Origin of the sequence: Thermosediminibacter litoriperuensis (assembly GCF_008124715.1) — a bacterium.
In the GTDB taxonomy this organism is placed as follows: domain Bacteria; phylum Bacillota; class Thermosediminibacteria; order Thermosediminibacterales; family Thermosediminibacteraceae; genus Thermosediminibacter; species Thermosediminibacter litoriperuensis.
This window is the reverse complement of sequence record NZ_VNHO01000009.1, coordinates 52,839-76,413: the sequence shown is the minus strand read 5'-3', so window position 1 is coordinate 76,413 and position 23,575 is coordinate 52,839. Positions and strand designations below refer to the sequence as shown.

Below are 23,575 nucleotides of genomic sequence, written 5' to 3'. Positions count from 1 at the left end.
CTTTCAAAAAGTCGATATAAGCTTATACATGCCGAATTCTCTGTGCTTTAATACCTCGGCTTTGGTAAGCTTACCGTTGCAGACTTCTATCATCTCATTGAATAACCGTTCCCCGGCTTCTTTTATAGTTTCATCACCCTCCACTATGGTACCGGCGTTGAAATCGATGTTATCCTCCATCTTTTTATACGTATCGGGGTTAGCGGTTATCTTTATGACCGGGGCAATCGGCGAACCGGTTGGCGTGCCCCTGCCGGTGGTAAAGATCACCACCTGGGCTCCGCCTGCGGTCATACCGGTTATTGATTCTATGTCCTGTCCGGGGGTATCCATTATATAAAGACCTTTCCCCGCCGGCGGTTCCGCATAATCCAGGACTCCCTGTACCGGCTTCGTACCACCTTTATATATACAGCCCAGGGATTTTTCCTCTATGGTGCTTATGCCACCTTCGATGTTCCCCGGAGTAGGTTGTCCTCCCCGCATATCCACTCCCATCGTCTTGGCCTTTTCTTCGCACCTTCTTACGATCTCCAGGAGCTTATCTGCCACTTCCCTGGAAACGGCGCGCTTTGCCAGCAAATGCTCGGCGCCTATTATCTCTGTGGTCTCCGAAAACATGGATGTGCCGCCCAGTTCGATTAATTTATCCGAAACGTAGCCCGCCACCGGATTCGAAGCAAGTCCCGACGTGGTATCGGAACCTCCGCATTCCACCGCAAGTATTAAATTGGATATATCCACTTCTTCCCTTTTCAGCATTGCAGCTTCCTGCGCCATTTGCCTTGCTATTCTGGTCCCGATCTCTTCGGCTTTCAGCGTCCCGCCGCAGTCCTGGATTATTATATACTCCACCCTCTTGCCGGTCTTTGCTATTTCTTCAGCCACCTTTTCTGTGGGAACGCCTTCACAGCCCAGCCCCACCACCAGTGCTGCAGCCACATTCGGATTTTTACCGAGCCCGATGAGGGTATTGGTTATGAGCTCCATGTCGGCACCGATCTGGCAGCAGCCGTGCTGGTTGGGTAGAGCCACCGCTCCTTCCACATGGGAAGCTATGCGCATTGCCACTTCGCTGGCACAGACCGAAGAAGGTATTATAACTATGTGATTTCGGATGCCTACTCTGCCGTCCGGCCTAATATATCCCATTATTTTCATTTTTTCTCACCCTCCCAATCGCCCCTGCCCCGCAGGCTCTCTATGTTGTGGACGTGGACGTGCTCTCCCGTTTTAATGGGCCGGGTAGCCCTGCCGATAACTTCGCCGTATTTTATCACATCCATATCCGCTTCAATGTCCCTCAGCGCAAACTTGTGGCCGAAGGGAATATCGACCAACAGTTTCACCCGCATCTCATTACCGTCTACGTCCACATGCACCTCCTCCCCTTTACTCAAATTCCGTACTGCGGTGGCTACATTGTCTTCAGGATGCGCCACCACCGCCAGTTTTTTCATTAAAATCACCTCCGCGAAACAGTTAAGCAAGGACTGTGCCATATTTTTTGAATCCCAGCACATTGCACGAGCCGCAGAGGACCTGCTCCGAGTTTTCGTATGCCTGTTTATACGATTATAATTTATAATATTTTGCAACATGTAACGTTGCAAAAATAAGACCGCTGCTGCATTTTGCATCAACGGTCTTCGCTGTCGATTATTCTGGAGCCCCATTCTTCTTTAACTTTCTCCAGAGAGTCGTCCTGTTGACGCCCAGCTTTCGGGCGGCTTCCGATAAATTACCTCCGGTCAGCTTTATAGCTTTTACGATGTATTCCTTTTCTACCTCCTCCAGCGGTTTTATCCTCTCATAACTTTCCTTTTCCGGTGGTGTATCGCTCTCTTCCCGGTAATAAAACTTTATATCCCCCACATCTATTAAGGTCCCTTCACAGAGGGCGCAGGCCCTTTCTATAATACTCTCGAGCTCCCTTACGTTTCCGGGGAAGTTGAGGGTTTTCAAGAGCTCCATAGCCCCTGAAGTTATGCCCTTTATATACTTTCCGCAGCCGGGCGAATGTTTTTTTATGAAATGGGGCACCAGTACATCCAAATCTTCTTTTCTTTCCCTGAGAGGCGGTATATTAATTTGCAGCACGTTTATGCGGTAAAACAGGTCTTCCCTGAATTTACCCTGTTTTATCATTTTAACGAGGTCCCTGTTAGTGGCACATATTATCCTCACATCCACGGGGATCAACCTGTCATCCCCAATCCTCATAACCCTTTTTTCCTGAATCACCCGGAGCAGTTTCGACTGCAATCCCGGAGGCATTTCTCCGATCTCGTCGAGAAAAATGGTTCCCCGGTGGGCCAGCTCGAACAATCCGGCTTTTCCTCCCTTCCGGGCGCCGGTAAAAGCGCCTTCCGCGTAGCCGAATAGCTCGCTCTCCAGGAGGTTTTCGGGCAGTGCGGCACAGTTTATGGCTACGAAGGGACCGTTTTTCCTCCTGCTGGCATTGTGAATGCTCTGGGCAAAAAGTTCCTTGCCCGTGCCGGTCTCCCCGACCATTAGTACCGTCGAGTCAAGACGCGCGTACTTTTTAGCCTGATTTACCGCATCCTTCATCTTTTCGCTTGAAAATACAATATCATCGAATTTGTATACAGCCACCAGGCCCTTGTCGGCAAGCTGCCTCCTTATTTTATGTTCCACTTTCTGTAGCATGGTTACGTCCTGGAAGGTAGCTACCGCTCCCACGACCTCGTTACCTACCACTATAGGTACCCGGTTGGTGGCGATCATGGTATCCGAAACTTCCTGCAATTCTCCGACCTGAGGTTTTCCTGTCTTCATCACCTCGTAAAGCTTAGTATTGGGTACTACCGTCTCGATTTTCCGGCCTATGGCTTCGGCCGTCGGTTTTTTGAAGATTTTCTCGGCCATCCTGTTGTAAGTAGAAATTACGCCCTCTTTATCTACGGCGATTATTCCATCATGCACGAAGTCAACTATGGTCCTGATCTGTTCGGCTTTTTCCTTCTCCGCTTGAAGGGCATGGGCCAACCTGAAGGCCTCGTTCACGGCGGCGGCCACCGCCTCCTTCCCGGAAGTTATGAGCCGGCTCTCCAGACCCAATTTTTTTGCACTGTAAGCGCCGATCGTGTCGCCTATAATTAAACTAACACCTTTCTCTTTGGCTGCCGCAACCTGCTGCGGACCTTCCTCTTCCTTTTCGATGACTACTTTGATCAAATTTAAATTCAATATCTCTCCGATAACTTCGCAGCCGTATATTACATTTTTGTATCCGGCTACACCTATAATTTGCTGGTACCCGATCAAACCCTTAAACTGTCTCAAAATATCGAAAGCACTCACCTTAATTTCCACTACGGGCGCGGAAACTGATTCCTTTATAAGCTGGTACGTGCCCCCGCGGCTTACTATGACGTCAACGCCCTTTTTTTCCCACTCCCTGGCTACCTTGACGCCTTCGCTCAAATCCCCCAGTTCCAGTTCGATATCGACATCCAGGTCTTTTTTCACTTTCATTGCGATCTCCAGCAAATCTTTATAGGGAGCAATAAGCACGATTTTCACTTTAAAACCCACCCTCGTCGACATGATGGTTTTGACCTAAGTCTCCGATTTTCTTCCAAAATTTTCCAATACAGTGCCATTCGGCATTTCTAGCTATTTATTTTTCCAACTCGCATATCAAAAGCAGCAATTTCAGCTTGAGTGCATCGCAGAGATCCCGGGCATTAAGGCCCGTTATTTCTTTTATCTTCTCCAGGCGGTTTACTACGGTGTTTCGCGATATTTTCAATTTCCTGGCCGCCGTGCTGATGTTCAGATCACTCTCAAAAAAAGCCCTGAGCACCTGAAGGAACTTAGGCTTTTTTATAACCTCCAGAACCTGACCACCGGGTAAAAGGTTGTCGACAAAATTTTCCAATACTTCTTCAGGTATGCTGTCAATCAATATTTCCAGACTGACGTCGGCTACAAAAAGGACGCTTAAAGGATAACCCGCCTTTTCTCCGATCAACAGCGCCTGTATCGCTTCGGAATAGGATTTTTTTAGTCCTTTCAACCCCTGATGAAACTTCCCGATCCCGGCTCTGAACCGTATCCGATCTCTTTGAAACAGATATTCAAGTCTTTCAATACACCCCAGTACCTGTCTTTTAATTTCCCGTACACTGGTCTCACCTACGACGCAGAACACCGTAAAACCGCTGCTGCCGCTGTAGCCTATCATATTCTGTGGGTTGTCAAAAGCCGTCTTTATGCAAGTTAAGAGGTATTCCCTCTTCTTCTGCAAAACCAGTTCCGCCCCATAGTTATTACTCGCATTCAGATCCTTCACCATGATTGCAACGGCGACCCTGGGAAGCTTCATATCAAATCCCAGGGCAGCTCCCCTTATTTTAAATAACTCCTCGTCATCAAAATTTCCCATTATGAAGTCGTACATATAAAGCTCCCTGGCATTTTGATGCGCCCTGAATTGCTCGGCGAGGAAGGCCTCCTGGAGCATGGTCTCCACCGAAACCTTCAGGAGTTCTCCAAAAGGGCGCACTTGAGCAGGTTCCCCTGTAATACCGACAACCCCCACTATCCTCTCGTTCAGGTAAATGGGCAGATTGACGCCCGGTTTTACGCCTTCCAGATCTCGAGCCATATCGGAACTTATCTCTACGGGTCTCCCGGTTCTGATTACTTCTGCGGCCCCCTGGTGGAAAGTATTTATTCTCTTTTTATCTCCACTTCCCACTATAATTCCCCGGCTGTCCATTATATTTATGTTATAGCCGAGGATTTTCATGGTCCTGTCGACTATGGTCTGAGCGCACTGATGGGCGATTTCCAATTTATCACCCCGATCGTAAACTTTTTTATATGTAATTCGCCTTACGGGCAATAAAATCCTTTTGACAGCTTGAAAAGGCTCTTTGCAGCCTTTAAATCGCGCTCCTTCCCCGCCGCAGGTCATCGGGATTTTACATACTTCTTTTAAAAAAGGGTTGAGCCACTCCCATCCCCCTGGTTAGAATGAGGGATGAAAAATGGCTCAATATAATATTACCATTGATTACAATATTTTACACAATCTCTTTTTAAAAGGAGCTAAAGATTAAGTAATGGCTAGGCTTTTAGAAACGTCTTTATTTAGACGGAAGAAATGATATCCTTTACTTTTTTTACTGTGGCTAATGCTTCGTTAACACAACTCGCAGTAAAATTCCAGAGCAACTCAGCTGCTTTTTCATCTTTCCCTTCTTTCATAAGAGAAACGGCGTCACGTTCTACAGCAGCTGTTTTTATAATCCAGCTATTTTCCAGCTCATCAAAAATCTCTCTCACAATCTTTTGTCTAACTTCAAACCTACTTCCATACTCATCACCTTTAATTGTTTCTAAAAGATCCTTAAAAATCCACCAATAGGAGTTTTCCGAGAAAGTATCTTCTTTAACCTCAGGTGGCGCAATTACCTGTTTACCAACAGTCCCTGCGTTTGAGAGAATTTCAGGTAACCCCTTCCCATATATAAAAATAGGTAGATAAAGCCCGGTACAAGGAGTTACAGGTGTCCACCATAATACCGGTAAATGATCATCATCTTTTGGAAGAATAAATATGGATGAAGATGCGGTGTTGCCCCAAGTAAATCCGGCAGGTGAAGAGTGCATACAAATAGTAAGAAAATCCGGTAATGCTGCATTAAAATATGGTCCTTCAAGGAATGTATCTTCATAATGGTCTCTAAGGATGCGTTTCATCCATTCGAAGCTTACCTTCCCTTGTTCTACCAAAGCTTGTTTTAAAAGTTGACGCATACGCTGTGCTCGAATATGAGATAATTGTAATGGTCTTTTAAAATCCGTATAAGCAAAAGCAAAATCAAACGTGTCTCGTTTTTCTTCCGGCCACCATTTTTTCGAAATAGCATTTTCGATCAAGTGATCACTCATTAAATCCCACTTATTACGAATACTGGGTTCATTAGAAATAGCCGCGTAACCACTACCCACCCTTTTTGCAATCCAGTGTTTACCTACTGTTTCCAATACCCATGCTTCAGTTTTATCTGCAATAATGTAGGAATTATTATAAGCTCCCTTAGAGTGATCGGACGTAGGAACTCCTGAACCCCATTGCCCGTATTCCTCGATTAAAGTTGTCATTACTTCCAATGCTTCTCTCGCCGTTTTCCCTCGTTCCAACCCGAGTCTTAGCAATTCCATTCCCAAAATACCCTCTGGTATTTTCTCACCTTTCTTCGCAGCTTCGGCCGCTTCTGCTAGATCTTTGGTGAAAATTGCTTCATTGCCAATAGCCACTCCGTACTCATTAATACCTTCTTCATATCCCCAGCACCAATAAGGAGAAGATCCAATCGTTGCATACGTCTCTTCTGCTTGTGGAATCTCAACATAAGAGAGTTTAATTTTTGACCCAGCTTCATGTTTTCTAGCGGGAAAATACATTAAAGGCTGACAGTCAAAAACAGGTCTATCACTATTCTTGCCTAACATCACTGCCCCGTTTGCCGTTACATCCGGCAATACGACAAAAGTATCACAACTCCAAGGCAAATTTTGTTTCGAGTTGCTTTTTAGTGCCATAACAATCCCCTCTTAATTTATTTTAAAAATCTATTACCCTCAAACAATATACTCTAAACACATTTTCCGCAGCTTTTTCCAGCAGCTCTTCCCCCCTTTCCATGGCCTCTTCCAGCGTCATGGGCTTATTTGTTATGCTGAACAATGCCGTGATTCCCGCATCATATAGTTGCTCATAATTTTCTCCAAGAGAGCCGGAAATGCATATCACCGGCTTATTAAATCTTTTCGCAACTTGTCCGATCCCAAAGGGCACCTTGCCGAAAAGGGTCTGGTAATCAGTGCAACCTTCTCCTGTAATTATCAGGTCCGCTTTCGAAACTCTATCAGAAAAATGCGTTATATCCATAATAATCTCTATTCCCGGCCGTAATTGTGAATTTAAAAAAGCTATTAAAGCCGCCCCAAGGCCGCCCGCTGCACCGGAACCGGGGACTTCAGCTATATCTTTTCCAAGGTCCTTTTTTATCACTTCCGCAAGATGCCTTAAGTTCTCGTCCAAAATCTTCACCATTTCCGGAGTAGCACCTTTTTGAGGCCCGTAGACCGCCGACGCACCTCCCGGACCGCACAGAACGTTCTTCACATCGCACGCCACAACTATATCGGCTTCTTTTACCCTGGGGTCAAGTCCCGAAATATCTATTCTCTCTATTCTCGAAAGCTCACCTCCGCCGAAACCTATCTCCTTGCCTTCTGCATCGAGAAACTTTATGCCTAGAGCCTGGGCCATGCCTACCCCGCCGTCGTTGGTGGCACTGCCGCCTATGCCTATTATGAGTTTTCTGCATCCGTAATCCATCGCTGCTTTTATAAGCTGACCGGTGCCGTAGGTGGTGGTCACCATGGGGTTCCTTTCTCCGGGTTTCAAAAGATTTAACCCCGAAGCCGCAGCCATTTCTAGTACAGCGGTACCGTCCGGGAGCACGCCGAAAAAAGAATCAATCATCCTCCCCAGCGGGTCGAGAACCCGTGTTTTTACGATTCTCCCGCCCGCGGCACATATTACCGCTTCCACGGTGCCCTCACCGCCGTCGGCCATCGGAATTTTATATGCCTCCACATCCGCATTGGTGCTGGACGCAGCTTTCATGACGCCTCTTTCCATGGCATTTGCAGCCTGAAGTGAAGTAAGGCTTCCCTTAAAGGAATCAGGTGCGATTACAACCTTCATATGAACCTCCGGTTCCGCTTTTTATTTAATTTTATCCCAATATTTATAAATTTGAAATATTCACTTTGCTCAATTGCATTAAAATCTTTTTGCCTTTTTTGAGCAAAATGACAAAAAAATAAACGGGAAAACCCGCTATTTCAACGTCTTCCATCTGCTGGGAGGCATGTAAATCCGGCGGTTAACCGCGATGCTCTGAAGATTGTCGCAGAGCAGGTGCCAGCTGCCCATTGCTAAGGTGGTAACTAGCAATCCGTTCAAAAAATACAGCGGTAGATTTATTATCCCGAAGTTCCCCCTTGCAATGCTCGTGATTATAACTATCATTTCCGATACGGCGAACACCACCCACCGGGTGGGTATTTTTTTTATAGGACCCAGTTCTTTTAAAAATTCTACCACGAGTACCGTTGCGGTCACCGTTCCCGTTAGCGTGCTCAGAAAATCGTAAGTAAACATTTCCATGAAGTGCACCCCCCTTTTCATCGTATCTTTTCTCTATGTATAAAAAGAGGCCATAACCGGTCCAAAATATAACCGCATTTTTTAAAAATTAATTGTATAACCAGCGTGTGATTTGAGAAAGTACCTTCCGAATGTTTCTTTATAAATAATAAGGGGGCGTAAAACGCCCCTTTTATCTCCATGTGAATTGCGCCCCGTTATATGGAAGGTGATTAAACGTCACTTGAGTTTATGAGTTACCGGGATGCGTCGCGTACCTGCCTCAGTAGTTCGTCTTCAGTGAAAGCCATTAACTTTTCAAGTTCTTTTCCCTCATAAGCCGTTTGCATTTGTGCTTTGCTATTTAGTAACTGGAATTGCCAGGGTTCACCCACACCGCTGTAAAAATTATTCGAGACGTCTTTATGCAGAAAGAGCAAATAACGATGGCCGGGTTTTAACGCGATATATGGTTCATCAATTCTTTCTCCTTCAGTAGTTATAGTATATTCAGGATAAACTACCTGCAACTGTTTCTCTCCCGAACCTTTAATCCACTCTTCCACTATAACTTTGTATTCCTGGCTCATACACTTTCGATCTTTAGCCTCCCTTTTAGGATCGGCGGGATCACGTTCCAAATTACGACTACCACCCTTTTCAACTACTCTGCCAACAACAACCACGTCAGCAGCTTTAGTTAACTCCTCTATGCTGCTGTAAAACCTGTATGTCTGTTAATACTATAGTTTCACCGTTGGTAGAAGTAATTGTTCTCAACGTATCATCTTGAGACGAATTGGCCTTTATGTAATAAACGGAAGCTACCATTAGAAATACTAGCACCAAGCCAGCTAAACCTATTTTAAAGAATCTTGTACCCATCTAATCACTCCTTAAGTTAAGATCTTATGGACAACATACAAAATCATTCCTACAATTATTCCCGATATAAGCCCGCCAACAATCGCCCCGATAAAATCCAAAGCTGTAGGTTCATAAAGATTGGCGGTAAACAAAATAACAAATATGATTGAAAAAAATAAAACAAATTTGTTAAAAATAAACCTCATTTCTGTTCTCCCCTTAAATAAGGTGACAGTATCCTGTCTTTCCTATAATATACAAAAATTTCCCGAAAATCAATAAATTTTTTTTATTCCTCCCACACAGTTTGTAGCTATTTTAAGAAATAAAAAAGAGCGGGGTTTTCCCGCTCCTTATGCCAGCGAATATTTCATCCCCGCTCGTATCTTTTCTTCCGTTAAATTGTAAAGTTCGTCGAAGAAGCACACCTTGAAGCTCGCCGGGCCGCGGACTTCCGGTCTTTCCGCCGCCAGTTCTCCGGCGAGGCCGAAGGCGACCAGGGCTGCAATGGAAGCTTTGAAGCAATCCCTTTCCACACCACAGAAGCTGCCGATCACCGACGCCAGCATGCATCCCGCGCCGGTTATGGTTCCCATCCAGCGGTGACCGTTGTCCACATACGCTACCCTATCCCCGTCGGTAACTATATCTTTTACTCCCGATATCACAACAGTGGACCCCAGGCCTTTTGCCATTTTCTTTGCGGCTGTCAAAAGGTTTTCGCTGCTGCCGACGGCTTCGACCCCCCGGATCTCTCCGCCGGCACCGGCGAGCACTCCGATTTCGGCGCTGTTGCCCTTTACTACCGATACTTTGACCTCTTTCAATATCCTTCTGGCGCTTTCGGTCCTAAGGGGCGTGGCTCCGGCCCCCACCGGATCCAGCACCACAGGCACCCCCAGCTCATTTGCCTTTTTGCCGGCTTTTATCATAGCTTCCACCTGTTTTGGCGTAAGCGTGCCGATGTTCAGCACAAGGCTCGACGCCGCACTCACCATATCCTCAACCTCTTCCAGGGCGTGAGCCATCACCGGCAGGGCTCCAATCGCCAGCGTGACGTTGGCGCAGTCGTTGACTGTCACAATATTGGTTATGTGATGGACAAGGGGTTTTTGGCTTCGCACTTTTTCTAAAAGACCTTCTATCATTTTTACCACCCTCCGGTTTCTCAAGATCAGCATTCGCTCTTTTTTTGCCCAGGAAACTGGTTACCAAGTCCATGGCGCAGCAGGTTTTTCTCCCCGGGCCTCGTAAGCCGCCTCTCCAAAAAATAAAAATTCGTACCACGGGGGTACGAAAAACGTAATAAGCAACTACCCTCCCTCCGCTGGCATTACCCAAACAGGTTCAAGGGTTCGGGATAATTCCCGTCTCAGCCGCTTTCCGCAGCACCCCCGGTAGTTTTTATTCAGTTTTGGCAGAATTATATACAAAAAACCGCCGAGTGTCAACGGGGATAAAAAAATGGAGCCGTGGTGGACGGCTCTCTCAGCTTTTGTTTTTTAGTTCCCTAATTTCATCATACAGTTGATTTACCAATTTTTTTAACTCCTTGATTTCATTCAAATACTGGTTTCTCTCTTCTTTCAACCGCTCCAGTTCCTCATAATAACCCAGCTGGTCCACCTGTTCGTCTCCGGTCTTCATCCTTTTTTCCAGCACAGTTTCCTTTCCCTTTTCGGTCATGCCCGACATCCGTTCCATGCCTTTCTCGACCATGGGCCTGACCCTTTTTTTGACTTCAGGGCTCAGGACATAAGCCAGCGCGGCGACAAAGGCGCCAGCCAAAAAAGGCCTGAAAGACAGCATAAAATCACTCCCTTGCCACCAGAAGGCACAGTTTTTCTTCTCCATAACTAGAATAACCTTAAAGGGAATTAATATGCTGAAAAATTCTCGTAACTCCGTTTTATTATGGCAATAAACCTATATGATTATAAATTTGTTAATTTTTTCTATATTAAAGGGTAGTCCTTTTCATTCCTTCCATTCACACAAAAATATCCCTTGCATACTATATCAGTAGAAACGGTTAAAAAGGAGGTGCCAAGATGCCCGAAATCGCAAAACCCGGTTCCGGCTTCAGCTGGTGGTGGTGGCTGTTTATCCCCATAATCATAATAATATTCTTCTTCCCGATCATCATAATAGTGCTTGGTCAGTCGGCCTAAACGCTTAAAAAAGCTCCGGGGGCACTGCCTTCCGGAGCTTTTCACCAGGCAGCTTTCTCCGGAGTAGCACACATTTTACTTAAGGCATATTATGAAGTAGGAGACGGTAGAAAGGAGGTGCAGCAATGCCTGAACTCACCAGCTTCCAGTGGTGGTGGTGGATCTTCATCCCAATCATCATAATTATATTCTTCCTGCCGATAATCATAATAATTCTTGGCAACTAAAATCAGACTGCTAGAGCAGCAAAGCCCTGGATGTAGTATATACATCCGGGGCTTTTTGATACTAGCCCGGCTTTACCGTTACGCCCCAAGGGCAAGATTTAAGGATACTTCATATTATATATTAGCTCTAAAAGCCAACAGAAGGGGGGTTATCCATGAACAAAGAGGAACTTGAAAAAGCGCTAAAAGAGCTTGAAGAACAGGAAAGTTTAATAAAAAATGAACTTAAAAAGCACGAAACAAATGCCGAAGGTGAAGGCGCGCGAAATTCCGAAAAAGAAGCTGTTTCAATCACCGCTGTCGGCAAAAAGTTTCTCCGGCAGGCCATAGCCACGGGAAACCTAAAAGAGGCCCTGAATAAAATATCCAATTCCATAGACCTTACAAAGTCCGCATTAGAGAGCTTTTCTCAAATCACAGAAAAAGCGCAGATGAAGCTTGAAGGCAAAAACCTCGAATACACTACTCAGGATGGCACAATACTGCCTGCCGACAAGTGGATTCCGCTGTTTTTAAGCCTCATGAAAACCGAAGAATTTCAGCACCTGATGGCTAATTTCCTGTATGCGATCGTGAAGTAAATAAGCGGCACAAGGGTACCTAAAAGTACCCTTGTGTTTTTTAACTATACCCTGCCGAGATCCTCCTTCATTTTTTCAAACTCTTCCCTTGTTACTCCCCCCATCCCCATCCGTGGCAGAACCAGCCCATCTTCAGAACTTCACCCCTTTTGGACATCTTTTTACCTGACCTCATTGTATATTAAAATTGTGAAGAAATTGCAAAGCTTTTGTGAGAAAAAGCTTTTGTTTTTTTATCGCTGGAATGATATTATTATGTTAAAATTTTATCCACAAGCGAGGTTTGTAAAATGGCTGGAAAAACAGAGCGTCTGGACAAGGTCCTGAGCATGTCGGGTTACGGCAGCCGCAAGGATGTGAAGAAGATAATAAAGCGGGGAGAAGTAGAAGTAAACGGCCGGGTCGTCACCGATGCCGGTGCACCGGTGGACCCTGCCGTTGATTCAATATCCGTCTACGGCGAGCCGCTGATTTTCAAAGAATATATATACATCATGATGAACAAACCCAAAGGGGTTATTTCCGCCACTCACGACAGGCGGGAAACTACGGTAATAGATCTGCTGGAAGATGAATTTTCCCACAGAAATCTCTTTCCCGTAGGCAGGCTGGACAAAGACGCGGAAGGACTGCTCCTCCTCACCGACGACGGGCAACTCGCCCACAGACTGTTATCCCCCAGAAAAAAAGTCGAAAAGGTCTACTACGTAGAGGTAAAGGGGCGCCTCGTGGAGGAAGATGTCAGGGCCTTTCAAGAAGGTATTTTCCTCGGTGATTACAGGGCGTTCCCCGCAAAACTGGAAATACTGGAAGCCGGAGAGGTCTCTTCGGCTCTGATAACGGTTTACGAGGGCAAGTTCCACCAGATCAAGCGGATGATGAAAGCCCGGGGCAAAGAAGTAACTTATCTGAAGCGCCTTTCCATGGGCCCGTTAAAACTGGACGAAGACCTGAACCCGGGTGAGTGGCGCGAGCTCACAGGCGAGGAGATAAGGAGATTACTTTAGTTTTCAAGCTTAATAAAACAAAGTTTTTCTGTTTGGCTTTCTGCCGCTGTATAGGAGAGCACCAGGTAATTACCGACAACGGTATAGCGCCAGAGATTACCGTTACCGGAAAAAACGGTATTCGCTTTTTCCCCGTCGAATACGTACAGCCTGAAGGACCCGTCCTGCAGGTACCCTGCCAGCACCGGATTCCCTCTGTAGTGGGTAATACCGTCATCGCTCACTATCCATCTTTCTACCCCATCGGGATTCAGCTTCATCTTATCCCGACCAACGGGCAGGTACCAAAGCTCATTGTCGGAACCCGTACCGCTCATCTCGACAAAATACGCGGCGCTCCTGTCTCTATTTAATAATGCGGCCACCGAAGGCCCGAGCCCGCCGGTTATCTCCGTAACGTTCCCCGATATATCCGCCATGTACAGCCCATCCCAAGGTATTTTATAAACCTCTTCCTCAGCGCTGAAACTCTTTTCCTTTATCTCCTCTGCTTTTTCCGCGGAAATGGCGGAAAACAGGAAAGCGGTTCCGTCGGGGCTCCAGCTCACATAGCCCACCTTTTTACCCGGTATCTCAATTTTTGAATTCTTACCATCTTTTACACTGACTATTCCTATGGCGTCTCCCACCGGATAAGGGTAATTCTCACCCTGTATCAGGTCGAAATAGCCTTCTCCGTCCTTTCCAGCTGAATAGTAGGCTATGTGCCGGCCGTCGGGAGACCAGGTGGGTGAAAAGTGCATCACTTCCCCGCCTTTTACCAGCAATTTTTCTTCACCGGTAGTGGTATCGAGTATGTAAATACCGTTCCCTTCCGGCTCGTACTTTTCATAAGTGAAGTGGTCTCCGCCGGGAGACAGCCTGGGGAAAAAGAGCCCGTCGTAAGAGGGTAGTCCCCTTTTAAGAGGCGAGATTCCGCCTTTGGCTACGTTAATCTTCCAGATTTCGGTTATGAGATCCACGAAAACCGTATTTTTCGCCCTGATAAACATCATGCGGCTCCAGTAGCCGTCCTTCAGAGGCAACCTGCCGATCTCCTTCTTTTCTCCGCTTTCCGGATTAAATTTGTTGAAAAGAAGCCCTTCTCTGCCCTCATATTCTCCTTCTTTGAATTTCCCCGAAACAGCGTATATCAAATTGTCACCGTCGTCCCAGCCCAGCAACCACACCCTGACTGCGCCCGTCTCGAAGTCCTCGCCCTGGATTCTTTCAACAAGCTGGGCGCGGGAACCGTCGAGGGCGAACACCCAGAGTCCCTGCCCGAAATCCTCTTCAGCCGCTGAAAAGGAGGCCCACCTGAAATCGGGAGAAATCAGCTCGTCACCCTTGTAGTAATCCACATCTCCTCCTTTAAGAGTGACATTCACCGCTTCTCCCCCGGCCCCAGTCTTCGAAAATTCTATGACGGCGCCGTCCGGGCTCAAGACCCGGGGCTGTTCAACCGCGGGAGGAATTGCCTGCCCGGGCTGCTCCGGCGTTGGCGTATCGACCTTCCTGCAGCCGGCAAGACCCGCAACCATTATGAGAATAATAAAAGCAGCCGTTATTTTGCGCAAGATTTTGGCCATACTTATGCCCCCCTGTTCTTTTTAATCTAATTTAGCCAATATCGCCGTCGATAATCTTCTTTAATAGATAGGCCACGCCGTCTTCAGTGTTGGCGGGCACTATCAATCCCGCCGCCCTTTTTATCCCTTCCTCGGCGTTTTCTACGGCTACCCCCAGGCCGGCGAACGCTATCATGGAAAGGTCGTTCATGTTATCCCCTATCGCTACAACGCTCTGCCGGTCAATCCCCAGGATATCGCACAGCTTTCTCAACCCCTCCCCTTTTGAAACCCCATCCGGTATTACCTCCAGGTAAAACCTGTCCGACTGCACGTAATTTATACGGACTCCGGTTTTTCCCTCGAGCTCGGCCATCATCTTTACGGCGAGGCTTACATCGCCCACCAGCAGGATCTTATTTACTTCGTCGACTTCCGCCGGATCCTTCAGCCTTTCAAATTTAACCTTTTCCCTTTCAAGATAAAGTTTGTGGGTCGGTTTTAAGCCGGCTATAAATATCCGGTCGTGCCGGAAGGTGACTATCCCGATTTCGCTGTTCCTGAAGTGGTCTATCACCAGGTGAAAAACGTCTTTTTCCATGTACCTGACGTAAACCGGCCCTCTCAAAGGGTCATAAATCTCACCGCCGTTGAACAGGATCGCCGGCATGTCTATCCCCAGCAGCTTTATGAAAGGTCCTGCCGCCCTTTCCCCCCTGCCGGTGGCTATTGTAAACATGATCCCTGCCTTTCTCAGCCTTTCTACCGCTTCTATATTGGCCTCAGACACCCTTTTTTCGTTGTCGAGCAACGTTCCGTCCAGGTCCGTTACGACAAGCCTGTACTTCATTTGATCTTCCTCCATTAGTTCAAAATTTGCTGGTTCTACGGTATTATTTTCTATATCACGGCTCAAAAATCCTGCCTTAGTCGCAAACTAGTAACGCTGTGTTTACAGTCGATCTTTGGGCTGGTATAATACAAAAAGTGGGATAAAATCTCGAAAGGAGTAAAAAAATGGAGATCGGTATAGTGGGGCTGCCCAATGTAGGCAAAAGCACCCTTTTTAATGCTATAACAAAAGCGGGAGCCGAATGCGCCAATTACCCATTCTGCACCATAGAGCCCAACGTGGGAGTGGTGGCCGTACCGGACGGCAGGCTGGACGTGCTTGCAAAGCTGGAAAATCCCCAGAAGGTGACACCCGCCACCATCAGGTTCGTCGACATTGCAGGCCTGGTCAGGGGGGCCAGCCGCGGCGAAGGTCTAGGGAATAAATTCCTTTCTCACATCCGCGAAGTGGATGCTATAGCCCATGTAGTCAGGTGCTTCGAAGACCCCAACGTGGTCCATGTGGACGGCAGCGTCGACCCGATCAGGGATATCGAAACCATAAATCTGGAACTGATATTCGCCGACCTCGAAACCCTGGGACGCCGGATAGAAAGAGTCAGCAAACAGGCCAAATCTGGAGAAAAGCAGTACCTGGAGGAACTTTCGGTGCTGGAGCGCCTGAAGGAATCTCTGGAGAAAAATTTGCCCGCCAGGGCCGTGGATTTAACCGAAGAGGAGCAGAAAATTGTAAGGCAGCTTTGCCTTCTCACTTCAAAACCGGTGCTCTACGTGGCCAACATCTCCGAAGACGACCTGATTGCCGGCGGGGAAAACGAACTGGTCAAAAGGGTTAAGGAATACGCCGAAAAAGAAGGTTCCCAGGTTATCTCCATCTGCGCCAGAGTGGAAGCCGAACTTTCAGACCTTGCCGATCCGGAAAAAGTCGAGCTCCTTTCGGCCTACGGCCTTGATGAACCGGGGCTGAACAGGGTTATCAGGGCCGGATACCGCCTGCTGGGACTCATAACTTTTTTCACCGCCGGTCCTAAAGAGGTAAGGGCCTGGACCATACGGGAGGGCACAAAAGCGCCCCAGGCCGCCGGCAGGATCCACAGCGACTTCGAGCGGGGGTTCATACGGGCCGAAGTGATTTCCTACGACGATCTGATGGCCTGCGGCAGCCAGCAGGCTGCAAAAGAAAGGGGTCTCGTCCGCCTGGAAGGCAAAGATTACGTAGTGCGGGACGGGGATGTCATTCTTTTCAGGTTCAATGTATAAATTAAAAGGCGGGTAATCACCCGCCTTGATTTTTAAGCATTCTTGGATTTTTTGAGCGCTATTGAGATGAACATGGCTAGTCCTCCGTAGAGGAGCACTACGCCGAAAATCAACATGGCCACCGCTCCGGGTTCCATTCCGGTGTAGGTCATTCCTCACTCACCGCCCTATCGTTAATTTCAAGTTCGGGCTGTACCCTGGTCCAGGGCCGGCTGGAAAGATAAAGCGCCATTACAAGCATGCCCACGGCGACGCTCCACCCGAAGGCAATTACCGCACTCAAGGGGTAACCGGCGTAGGGGGCTTTGAATTCGTTTACGATGTTCTGCACAAACATGTAGCCCAGTATGAGCGGTGTTAGGAACTTAACGCAGAAATCAAGCCACCAACCGATTTTGAAATCAGAATAAAGGTTCGCGTGTTCCTTTATCCTTGAGGTGCCGTAGATGTACCCCAGCACTATGGCTTCGATAAGGCCGAGCAGTGCGATGCCGTAGCTGGAGACGAAGTGGTCGACGATGTCGAGTATGTGCACACCGGCACCCGTTGCAATTAACATGCTGCCGATAAAACCGCCGATGGAGATGCGCTTGATTATGTCTTCCCTGGTCATGGAATACTTGTCGAGGGCTGCTGTGGCGAAAGACTCCAGCATGGAGATGCTCGAAGATATGCCCGCTATAAACAGCGCGAAGAAGAACATAATTCCGAAAAGGCTCTGCATGAACCTGGGCATGGGGAGCATGCTTATCGCCTTGGGAAAGGCCACGAAGGCCACGCCGGCTCCGCTGGAAGCAACCTGTTCAAAGGGCACGTTGGAAGCCACGGCCACATAGCCCAGCGTGCTGAACACCGCTAGCCCGGCCAGAAAGTCGAAGCTGGAGTTGGAAAACACCGTTATGAAAGAGTTGTTGACTATATCGGATTTCTCGGGCAGGTAACTGGCATAAGCTATCATTACGCCCACCGCCAGCGTGGTGGAGAAAAACACCTGGGCGTAAGCGGCAATCCAAACCTTTGCGTTCATTATTTTGGAGAATTCGGGTTTCAGGAACCAGTTTAGGCCGTAAGCTGCTCCGGGGAGGGTCAACCCCCTTAAAGTAATAATGACCAGAAGCACGGCTAAAAGCGGTGTCATTATGCGGCAGGCTTTTTCAATACCCTGGGAAATCCCCCTTCTGGTTATGTAGTAATTCAAAAACCATACCGCAATTACGCCCAGGGCGATGTTCCAGCGAAATCCTCCCAGATCCCACGGACCGCTGCTGACTCCAAGGAACTTACCGCCGAAAAACGCGTTGGGATCGGCGCCCCAGGACCGGGTGATCGAAAACACCAGGTAATTTAAGCTCCAGGCAATGATAGTGGAATAATAACACATCACTACGAGAGGCACCATCGTCTGCCACCAGCCGATAAACTCGTACTTCCTGCCCAGTTTTGCAAAGGAGAGAGTGGCACCGCCCCTCATCTTATGGCCGAAGGAAAACTCCATTATCATCAGGGGAACCCCGGCGGTGAGCAGGGCGAAGAAATACGGGAGCAGAAAGGCACCCCCGCCGTTCTCGTAAGCCATAAAGGGGAACCTCCAGAAATTACCGAGACCTACGGCGGCTCCTACCGTGGAAAAAATAAAACCGGCCCTGGACCTCCACTGATCTCTTTCTAACTTTTCCATCCCTTGCACCCCTTCGTAATATTTTGAATTTTTACGCCGGGGGAGGCCCGGTTCCTTCCCCGGGCGCAGTTTTATTTACTCTACCGGCTCGAGCCTGGCGGTAAAGTGCCTCAGAATCGGGGGCTCGTAGACGAACCTCAGCCCTTTTATGCTGTCCCTTCTGGCGTAGACCCTCTTTACAGCCTCGGCCACCACATCCATGTGACTGTTGGTGTAAACTCTTCTCGGTATGGTGAGTCTCACGAAATCCATTGCAGGGAGAATCTCCTTCCCGGTTACCGGGTCCCTGCCCGCCAGGAGTGCTCCGACTTCAACTCCCCTGATACCCGCTTCTATATAAAGTTCAACGCAGATGGCCTGGGACGGGAATTGCTCCTGGGGGACGTGAGGCAGGAATTTCTTGCCGTCGATGAACACGGCGTGGCCGCCGGTCGGGTACTGGATGGGTATCCCGGCTTCTCTGAGCTTATCGCCCAGGTACTTCACCTGGTTGATCCTCCAGTACAGGTAATCCTCGCTTAACCCTTCCTCCAGGCCCCTTGCCATGGCCTCCATATCCCTGCCGGCAAGGCCGCCGTAAGTTACGAATCCTTCCAGAGGCACGACCATGTTCTGCACCTTCCTGAAGAGGTCCTCGTCGTCCTTTATCGCGATCATTCCTCCGATGTTCACCAGTGCATCCTTCTTGGCCGACATGGTAAAGCCTTCGGCGTAAGAGAACATTTCCCTTACGATCTCCTTAATCGACTTATTTTCATATCCCTTTTCCCTCTGCTTGATAAAATAAGCGTTTTCCGCGAAACGAGCCGCGTCAATGAAGAGCCTTATGCCGTACTTATCAGCGACCCGCTTTACTTCTTTTATGTTCTCCATGGAAACGGGCTGGCCGCCGGCGCTGTTGCACGTAACGGTGGCGAGTATAAAAGCTATGTTTTCGGGACCCACTTCCCGGATGAACTTCTCCATCCGTTCCACGTCGAAGTTGCCTTTGAAGGGGTGGTAATTTTCGGTGTCCTCGGCTTCCTTGATTACCATATTGACCGCAATACCGCCCGCCATCTCGATATGAGCTTTGGTCGTATCGAAGTGCATGTTGCCGATAACGTACTGTCCCTTCTTTATAAGCAGCGGGAACAGCACCCTCTCGGCACCCCTGCCCTGGTGAGTAGGTACCATGTAGTTGTAGCCGAAAATGTCCTTTACCGCTTCGCAAAGGTGGATGAAGTTCCTGCTGCCGGCGTAGGCTTCGTCCCCCATCATCATTCCGGCCCACTGATAGTCGCTCATGGCCGAAGTGCCGCTGTCGGTCAGAAGATCTATATATACGTCCTCCGACTTCAGCATAAAGGGATTATAGCCCGCTTCCTTTATCTTCTGTATCCTTTCCTCCCTGGATAACACCCTCAGGGGTTCCACCATTTTGATGCGGTAGGGTTCCGCCATTTTCGTGAGATCGTCCAGCATTTGAAAACCTCCCCGTGAATTTTTTCCGCTATTGTTATATAGCAATTTTTATACCATGCTCGAAATATTTCACGGAACCCGGAATTCCTATTGTACAGGCCTCTTCATTTTTAACCGGATCTGGTATTACGGACCGCGTGTTTATATATGAAACACATGGGACTTACTGGTATCATTTTGATACATTGTTTGAATTATTCCATAAATCGTTTATATCATTATGATACAGAAGCCTTCCGGCAATTATGCCCGTTTAGTTTGTGAACTTACATAATGCCGTACTCTCTCAATTTCCTGTAAAAGGGTAGCTCTTGAAATGCCCAGCGCCCTGGCGGCTTCGACCTTGCTGGGGAAAGACGAAAGGGCACGGTTTATAAGGTTTTTTTCAACCTCGCTCAGAGTAGGCCAGTGTTTTTCGGACTCGGGGTAGATCCGCCTGCTTTCCGGGTGTGGTATAAGCTCGGGCAGATCCCTGTGGTCTAGTATGTCGTCCTCATCCATTATCAGACTCTTTTCCAGGATATTCTCCAGCTCCCTTATATTACCCGGGTAGTCGTACCTCATCAACAGCTTCATCGCTGATGGAGTCACTTTGGGACAATTCTTGCCCATACGCCGGGACAGCTTTTCCACCAGGTGTCTCACGTAAACGGGTATATCCTCTTTCCTGTCCCGGAGAGGCGGAAGGGATATTTTTATGACGTTCAGCCTGTAATAGAGGTCTTCTCGAAAACTCCTGTTTTTGACCATTTCCTCCAGGTTTTTATTGGTGGCGGCGATGACCCTGACATCCAGCTTTATCTTCCGGGAGCTGCCCAGTCTCCTAACTTCCCTGTCCTGGAGAACCCTCAGCAGCTTTACCTGGAGGGAGAGAGGCATATCTCCGATTTCGTCGAGAAATATGGTGCCGCCGTCGGCCTGTTCGAAAAGGCCCGGTTTTCCCCGGAGTCCGGCACCGGTAAACGCCCCCGGCTCATAACCGAAAAGTTCGCTTTCCAGCAGGGTCTCCGGTATAGCCCCACAGTTTACGGCTATAAACGGTTTATTCTTCCTTGGTCCGTTATTGTGAATGAATCGCGCGAGGATCTCCTTTCCGGTACCGCTTTCTCCGGTTATCAGCACGTTGGATGAAAAAGAGGCGGCTTTTTGAGCAAGGTTCACCGCCTTCTGCATGAGAGGGTTTCTACCCACTATCAGGTCCCCCTCGCCCAGAAACGTCGAAAGCTGCTTCGAGAGGTGATTTATACGCTCTTCGGCCCTCTTTAGCTTCATATTCAAATTTTCCAATTCGGTCACATCTAGGAAGACCGATATAGCGCCGATTATCTCACCGCCATCGTATATGGGAACTATATTTGATATTACAAATTTATCGTTAACTCTGGTCTTTACCCCCAGCTTCTCCATCCCCGTTTTTATGACTTCCGGTATGGAGGATTCCGGCACTACATCCTTTACATAGCAACCGAATATCCTGCTGTTGTCAAGGCCGGTTATTCTCTGGTTGGCATCATTAACATAAACAACCCTGCCCTCGCTATCGGCTATGACAATGCCCTCATGTACGTGCTTCAGGATCACCTCTATGGCCGATATCATCCTCCCCAGTTTCTGCATGCAATCCCTCCAGAGCTAATGTTGATACCGGGGTTTATAAATGACGTAATCGCCTATCGAAGCTATATCCCTGCACCCCGTCAGTATCATCGCCTGCTTGAGCTCCTTTGCCATAGTCTCCAGCACCAACTTCACTCCTTCGGCACCCCCACCGTAAGCGCCGATTATCACCGGCCTTCCCACCAGCACGGCGTCGGCCCCCAGTGCCAGGTATTTCAGCACATCCACGCCGGATCTCACGCCCCCGTCAGCCAGGATGGTGATCTTTCCCTTAAGCCTTTCAGCGATGGCCGGCAGGACTTCCGCCACTCCCGGTGTGCTGTCCAGTATCCGGCCTCCGTGGTTGGATACAACTATAGCTTTTGCGCCAACTTCATAGGCTAGCTCGGCCTCGTCCACCGTCATTATCCCCTTCAGCATGAAGGGCAAATCGACCTTCGATATGATTTCCTCCAGCTCTTCCCTAGTCTTGGGCCCGACCGGCTGTCCCATCAGGGCCATGGTGATAAGTCCCGCTCCATCCACGTCCATACCTACAGCAACTGCTCCTATACTTTTCGCCCTTTCCGCCATCCGTAAGACCACGTCGTTCTCCCTTGGTTTCATGACGGCTATACCGTGGCCCCTTTCTTTTTCGATGGCTTTCAGGCCGGAATCGTAAAACAGTGGGTTTCCTCCGTCGCCGCACATACCTATGGTGCCGGCCGCCTTACTGCCGGAAATGACCATCTGTATGAATTCAGCTTCCGGCACGGCGCCTCCCATATTGTACTCGGAGCCGGTTATCGGTGCAGCCAGAATGGGCATCGAAAGCTTCCTGCCGAAGAGTTCTACGGTGATATCCGGGTCTTTCGCGCCGTGAAGGGTCCTCATGTTGAGCCTGACCCGTGCCAGAGCCTCCACGTTGGCCCTGAAGGACGAACCGGTGCCGGTGCCTCCCATCCCCGGCACCTCCCCGGCGCAGACCACCCCGTCGCAAAACCTGCATACCCGGCAGTATCCCTTCATCTTTTCCCTGGCGTTTTTCTTTACTTCGTTGATGTTCATGTAAACACCAACCCCCTGATTTAGTTTTTATTTTTTATAAAAACCACCTGCCCGCCCTTCAGCGAAGCCACGTATACTCCAAGCAAAATCGCGGCTCCGCCGACCAGGGTGAACAGGTTCCATGATTCCTTCAAAAACAGAATCCCTATAGTAACCGCAAAGAGAGGATTAAGGTAATTGAAGGCGGCTGTTCTGGAGGCTCCCAGGATCCTTACTCCCCGGTACCACATGTAATATGCGAAGACCGAACAGGTTAGGGCCAGATAAAGAGCGGCCAGCCAGGTCTCAAGCCCGGCGTTCATGAGCGAGTAGATGAACGAGCGTGAAAAAGCCAGTGGCAGCATGGTAGCGGTACCGTAAATGTTTATGTGCGCTATTACCACAAAGGGATCGTAAGAGTCCACCAAGCTTTTTCCCATCACGGTAAAGAAAGCCCAGGCCACGGAATTGCACAGGATGAGAAGGTCCCCCTTAATAGTTGCGCCCCCGAGAGATACCCGGGTGCCACCCGCAAAAATCAAAAATATGCCCGTAAAACCCAGCAAGATCCCTAAAAGTTTATTTGAAGAAAGCCTCTCCTGGTGAAAAAGCAGAGAAGACAGCAATGCGGTAAATATCGGATTCGTAGCTATTATTATGGCGGTGTTCACTGTTGTAGTCAGGTTCAATCCCGTGTACTGTATATAAAAATAAGAGGAAATGCCGAGCACGCCGAGAAACCAAAGAAGAGGTTTATCCTTCCGCTGGATCTTGTAGTCACGATAGTATTTTCCGAGCAGCGCATAAAAAATTATAGAAGCGATGGAAAACCTTAGTATTGCAAGATACATCGGAGGCAGATCTTTAAGGGCGATTTTTGAAGCCGCAAAAGAAGTCCCCCAGAAAAAGGCCACTCCCATCAAACCCAGGTAAGCCTTTGTTTCTACGGTCAATCTAACACCCCCATTTACATTTTCATTATACAATAAACCGGAGATTTCATTAAGCTTTTTCTGAGCTTTTATTCTAGGGGAACAAGGGAATTTTTTCCTCTGAGTAGAATAATTTTATAAAGAAAACT

At 48.3% G+C, this 23,575-nt stretch carries 21 protein-coding genes and 1 riboswitch; of the genes, 3 read left to right on the top strand and 18 right to left on the bottom strand.

All coding sequences use genetic code 11. The features are described from left to right. Positions 1–3: 3 nt before the first annotated feature. From LZ11_RS05340 to LZ11_RS05295, 10 genes are all read right to left on the bottom strand, one after another. Positions 4–1,161: a UxaA family hydrolase gene (locus LZ11_RS05340; protein ID WP_148866871.1), complete on the bottom strand. Its 1,158-nt coding sequence runs from the start codon at positions 1,159–1,161 to the stop codon at positions 4–6. After that, positions 1,158–1,460, bottom strand: coding sequence for a UxaA family hydrolase (locus LZ11_RS05335; RefSeq protein ID WP_148866870.1), 303 nt, complete (start codon positions 1,458–1,460; stop codon positions 1,158–1,160). Before LZ11_RS05335 ends, LZ11_RS05340 begins: the two co-directional genes overlap by 4 nt. Before the next feature lie 199 nt (positions 1,461–1,659). Further along, entirely contained in the window at positions 1,660–3,546 is a 1,887-nt protein-coding gene (locus tag LZ11_RS05330; protein ID WP_148866869.1) for a sigma 54-interacting transcriptional regulator, read from the bottom strand. Between the two features lie 97 nt (positions 3,547–3,643). Next, positions 3,644–4,873 (bottom strand): CdaR family transcriptional regulator, encoded by a 1,230-nt coding sequence (locus tag LZ11_RS05325; protein ID WP_170240299.1) that lies wholly within the window; start codon positions 4,871–4,873, stop codon positions 3,644–3,646. A gap of 248 nt (positions 4,874–5,121) precedes the next feature. After that, positions 5,122–6,579: a C69 family dipeptidase gene (locus tag LZ11_RS05320; RefSeq protein WP_148866867.1), complete on the bottom strand. Its 1,458-nt coding sequence runs from the start codon at positions 6,577–6,579 to the stop codon at positions 5,122–5,124. A gap of 22 nt (positions 6,580–6,601) precedes the next feature. Beyond that, positions 6,602–7,753 (bottom strand): glycerate kinase, encoded by a 1,152-nt coding sequence (locus tag LZ11_RS05315; RefSeq protein ID WP_148866866.1) that lies wholly within the window; start codon positions 7,751–7,753, stop codon positions 6,602–6,604. A 135-nt stretch (positions 7,754–7,888) separates the two neighbouring features. Beyond that, positions 7,889–8,218, bottom strand: coding sequence for a hypothetical protein (locus tag LZ11_RS05310; protein ID WP_187695055.1), 330 nt, complete (start codon positions 8,216–8,218; stop codon positions 7,889–7,891). 236 nt (positions 8,219–8,454) lie between these two features. Beyond that, positions 8,455–8,838 (bottom strand): hypothetical protein, encoded by a 384-nt coding sequence (locus LZ11_RS05305; RefSeq protein ID WP_148866865.1) that lies wholly within the window; start codon positions 8,836–8,838, stop codon positions 8,455–8,457. Between the two features lie 579 nt (positions 8,839–9,417). After that, the gene (gene thiM / locus LZ11_RS05300; protein WP_148866864.1) at positions 9,418–10,212 is read right to left on the bottom strand and encodes a hydroxyethylthiazole kinase; all 795 of its coding nucleotides are present in this window, start codon (positions 10,210–10,212) and stop codon (positions 9,418–9,420) included. Between the two features lie 153 nt (positions 10,213–10,365). Continuing rightward, positions 10,366–10,470: riboswitch (TPP riboswitch) on the bottom strand. Between the two features lie 82 nt (positions 10,471–10,552). Further along, on the bottom strand, positions 10,553–10,873 hold the full coding sequence (locus LZ11_RS05295) for a hypothetical protein (protein ID WP_148866863.1): 321 nt from the start codon (positions 10,871–10,873) through the stop codon (positions 10,553–10,555). Between the two features lie 744 nt (positions 10,874–11,617). Here LZ11_RS05295 and LZ11_RS05290 point away from each other — a divergent pair. Both LZ11_RS05290 and LZ11_RS05285 read left to right on the top strand, forming a co-directional pair. Then, positions 11,618–12,043, top strand: coding sequence for a hypothetical protein (locus LZ11_RS05290; RefSeq protein ID WP_148866862.1), 426 nt, complete (start codon positions 11,618–11,620; stop codon positions 12,041–12,043). A gap of 290 nt (positions 12,044–12,333) precedes the next feature. Beyond that, on the top strand, positions 12,334–13,050 hold the full coding sequence (locus LZ11_RS05285; protein WP_148866861.1) for a pseudouridine synthase: 717 nt from the start codon (positions 12,334–12,336) through the stop codon (positions 13,048–13,050). Here the strand turns inward: LZ11_RS05285 and LZ11_RS05280 are convergent. Beyond that, positions 13,047–14,618, bottom strand: a complete 1,572-nt coding sequence (locus LZ11_RS05280) for a TolB family protein (RefSeq protein WP_148866860.1) — start codon at positions 14,616–14,618, stop codon at positions 13,047–13,049. The two genes, LZ11_RS05285 and LZ11_RS05280, sit on opposite strands and share 4 nt — an antisense overlap. 31 nt (positions 14,619–14,649) lie before the next feature. Next, complete coding sequence (locus tag LZ11_RS05275) at positions 14,650–15,447, bottom strand: Cof-type HAD-IIB family hydrolase (protein WP_170240298.1); 798 nt, start codon at positions 15,445–15,447, stop codon at positions 14,650–14,652. A 167-nt stretch (positions 15,448–15,614) separates the two neighbouring features. Between LZ11_RS05275 and ychF the strand changes: the two genes are divergently transcribed. Then, a complete protein-coding gene (gene ychF / locus LZ11_RS05270; RefSeq protein WP_148866858.1) occupies positions 15,615–16,709 on the top strand; it encodes a redox-regulated ATPase YchF in 1,095 nt (364 codons plus the stop codon). Between the two features lie 32 nt (positions 16,710–16,741). Here ychF and LZ11_RS05265 read toward each other — a convergent pair whose 3' ends face one another. From LZ11_RS05265 to LZ11_RS05240, 6 genes are all read right to left on the bottom strand, one after another. Then, entirely contained in the window at positions 16,742–16,861 is a 120-nt protein-coding gene (locus tag LZ11_RS05265) for a MetS family NSS transporter small subunit (protein WP_222927194.1), read from the bottom strand. Continuing rightward, a complete protein-coding gene (locus tag LZ11_RS05260) occupies positions 16,858–18,387 on the bottom strand; it encodes a sodium-dependent transporter (protein ID WP_148866857.1) in 1,530 nt (509 codons plus the stop codon). The genes LZ11_RS05265 and LZ11_RS05260 overlap by 4 nt, the downstream gene beginning before the upstream one ends. A 75-nt stretch (positions 18,388–18,462) precedes the next feature. Then, a complete protein-coding gene (locus LZ11_RS05255; RefSeq protein WP_148866856.1) occupies positions 18,463–19,851 on the bottom strand; it encodes a tryptophanase in 1,389 nt (462 codons plus the stop codon). Positions 19,852–20,094: 243 nt separating this feature from the next. Next, on the bottom strand, positions 20,095–21,468 hold the full coding sequence (locus tag LZ11_RS05250) for a sigma-54 interaction domain-containing protein (RefSeq protein WP_148866855.1): 1,374 nt from the start codon (positions 21,466–21,468) through the stop codon (positions 20,095–20,097). A gap of 15 nt (positions 21,469–21,483) precedes the next feature. After that, positions 21,484–22,515, bottom strand: coding sequence for an alpha-hydroxy-acid oxidizing protein (locus LZ11_RS05245; RefSeq protein ID WP_148866854.1), 1,032 nt, complete (start codon positions 22,513–22,515; stop codon positions 21,484–21,486). A 20-nt stretch (positions 22,516–22,535) separates the two neighbouring features. Beyond that, positions 22,536–23,447 (bottom strand): DMT family transporter, encoded by a 912-nt coding sequence (locus tag LZ11_RS05240; RefSeq protein ID WP_148866853.1) that lies wholly within the window; start codon positions 23,445–23,447, stop codon positions 22,536–22,538. Positions 23,448–23,575: the final 128 nt, after the last annotated feature.

Bases quoted from the DNA above. Each gene is read 5' to 3' on its own strand.
- LZ11_RS05340 (WP_148866871.1), bottom strand. From the start codon at position 1,161: ATGAAAATAATGGGATATATTAGGCCGGACGGCAGAGTAGGCATCCGA.
- LZ11_RS05335 (WP_148866870.1), bottom strand. From the start codon at position 1,460: ATGAAAAAACTGGCGGTGGTGGCGCATCCTGAAGACAATGTAGCCACC.
- LZ11_RS05320 (WP_148866867.1), bottom strand. From the start codon at position 6,579: ATGGCACTAAAAAGCAACTCGAAACAAAATTTGCCTTGGAGTTGTGAT.
- LZ11_RS05315 (WP_148866866.1), bottom strand. From the start codon at position 7,753: ATGAAGGTTGTAATCGCACCTGATTCCTTTAAGGGAAGCCTTACTTCA.
- LZ11_RS05310 (WP_187695055.1), bottom strand. From the start codon at position 8,218: ATGGAAATGTTTACTTACGATTTTCTGAGCACGCTAACGGGAACGGTG.
- thiM (WP_148866864.1), bottom strand. From the start codon at position 10,212: ATGATAGAAGGTCTTTTAGAAAAAGTGCGAAGCCAAAAACCCCTTGTC.
- LZ11_RS05295 (WP_148866863.1), bottom strand. From the start codon at position 10,873: ATGCTGTCTTTCAGGCCTTTTTTGGCTGGCGCCTTTGTCGCCGCGCTG.
- LZ11_RS05290 (WP_148866862.1), top strand. From the start codon at position 11,618: ATGAACAAAGAGGAACTTGAAAAAGCGCTAAAAGAGCTTGAAGAACAG.
- LZ11_RS05285 (WP_148866861.1), top strand. From the start codon at position 12,334: ATGGCTGGAAAAACAGAGCGTCTGGACAAGGTCCTGAGCATGTCGGGT.
- LZ11_RS05280 (WP_148866860.1), bottom strand. From the start codon at position 14,618: ATGGCCAAAATCTTGCGCAAAATAACGGCTGCTTTTATTATTCTCATA.
- LZ11_RS05275 (WP_170240298.1), bottom strand. From the start codon at position 15,447: ATGAAGTACAGGCTTGTCGTAACGGACCTGGACGGAACGTTGCTCGAC.
- ychF (WP_148866858.1), top strand. From the start codon at position 15,615: ATGGAGATCGGTATAGTGGGGCTGCCCAATGTAGGCAAAAGCACCCTT.
- LZ11_RS05265 (WP_222927194.1), bottom strand. From the start codon at position 16,861: ATGACCTACACCGGAATGGAACCCGGAGCGGTGGCCATGTTGATTTTC.
- LZ11_RS05260 (WP_148866857.1), bottom strand. From the start codon at position 18,387: ATGGAAAAGTTAGAAAGAGATCAGTGGAGGTCCAGGGCCGGTTTTATT.
- LZ11_RS05255 (WP_148866856.1), bottom strand. From the start codon at position 19,851: ATGCTGGACGATCTCACGAAAATGGCGGAACCCTACCGCATCAAAATG.
- LZ11_RS05250 (WP_148866855.1), bottom strand. From the start codon at position 21,468: ATGCAGAAACTGGGGAGGATGATATCGGCCATAGAGGTGATCCTGAAG.
- LZ11_RS05245 (WP_148866854.1), bottom strand. From the start codon at position 22,515: ATGAACATCAACGAAGTAAAGAAAAACGCCAGGGAAAAGATGAAGGGA.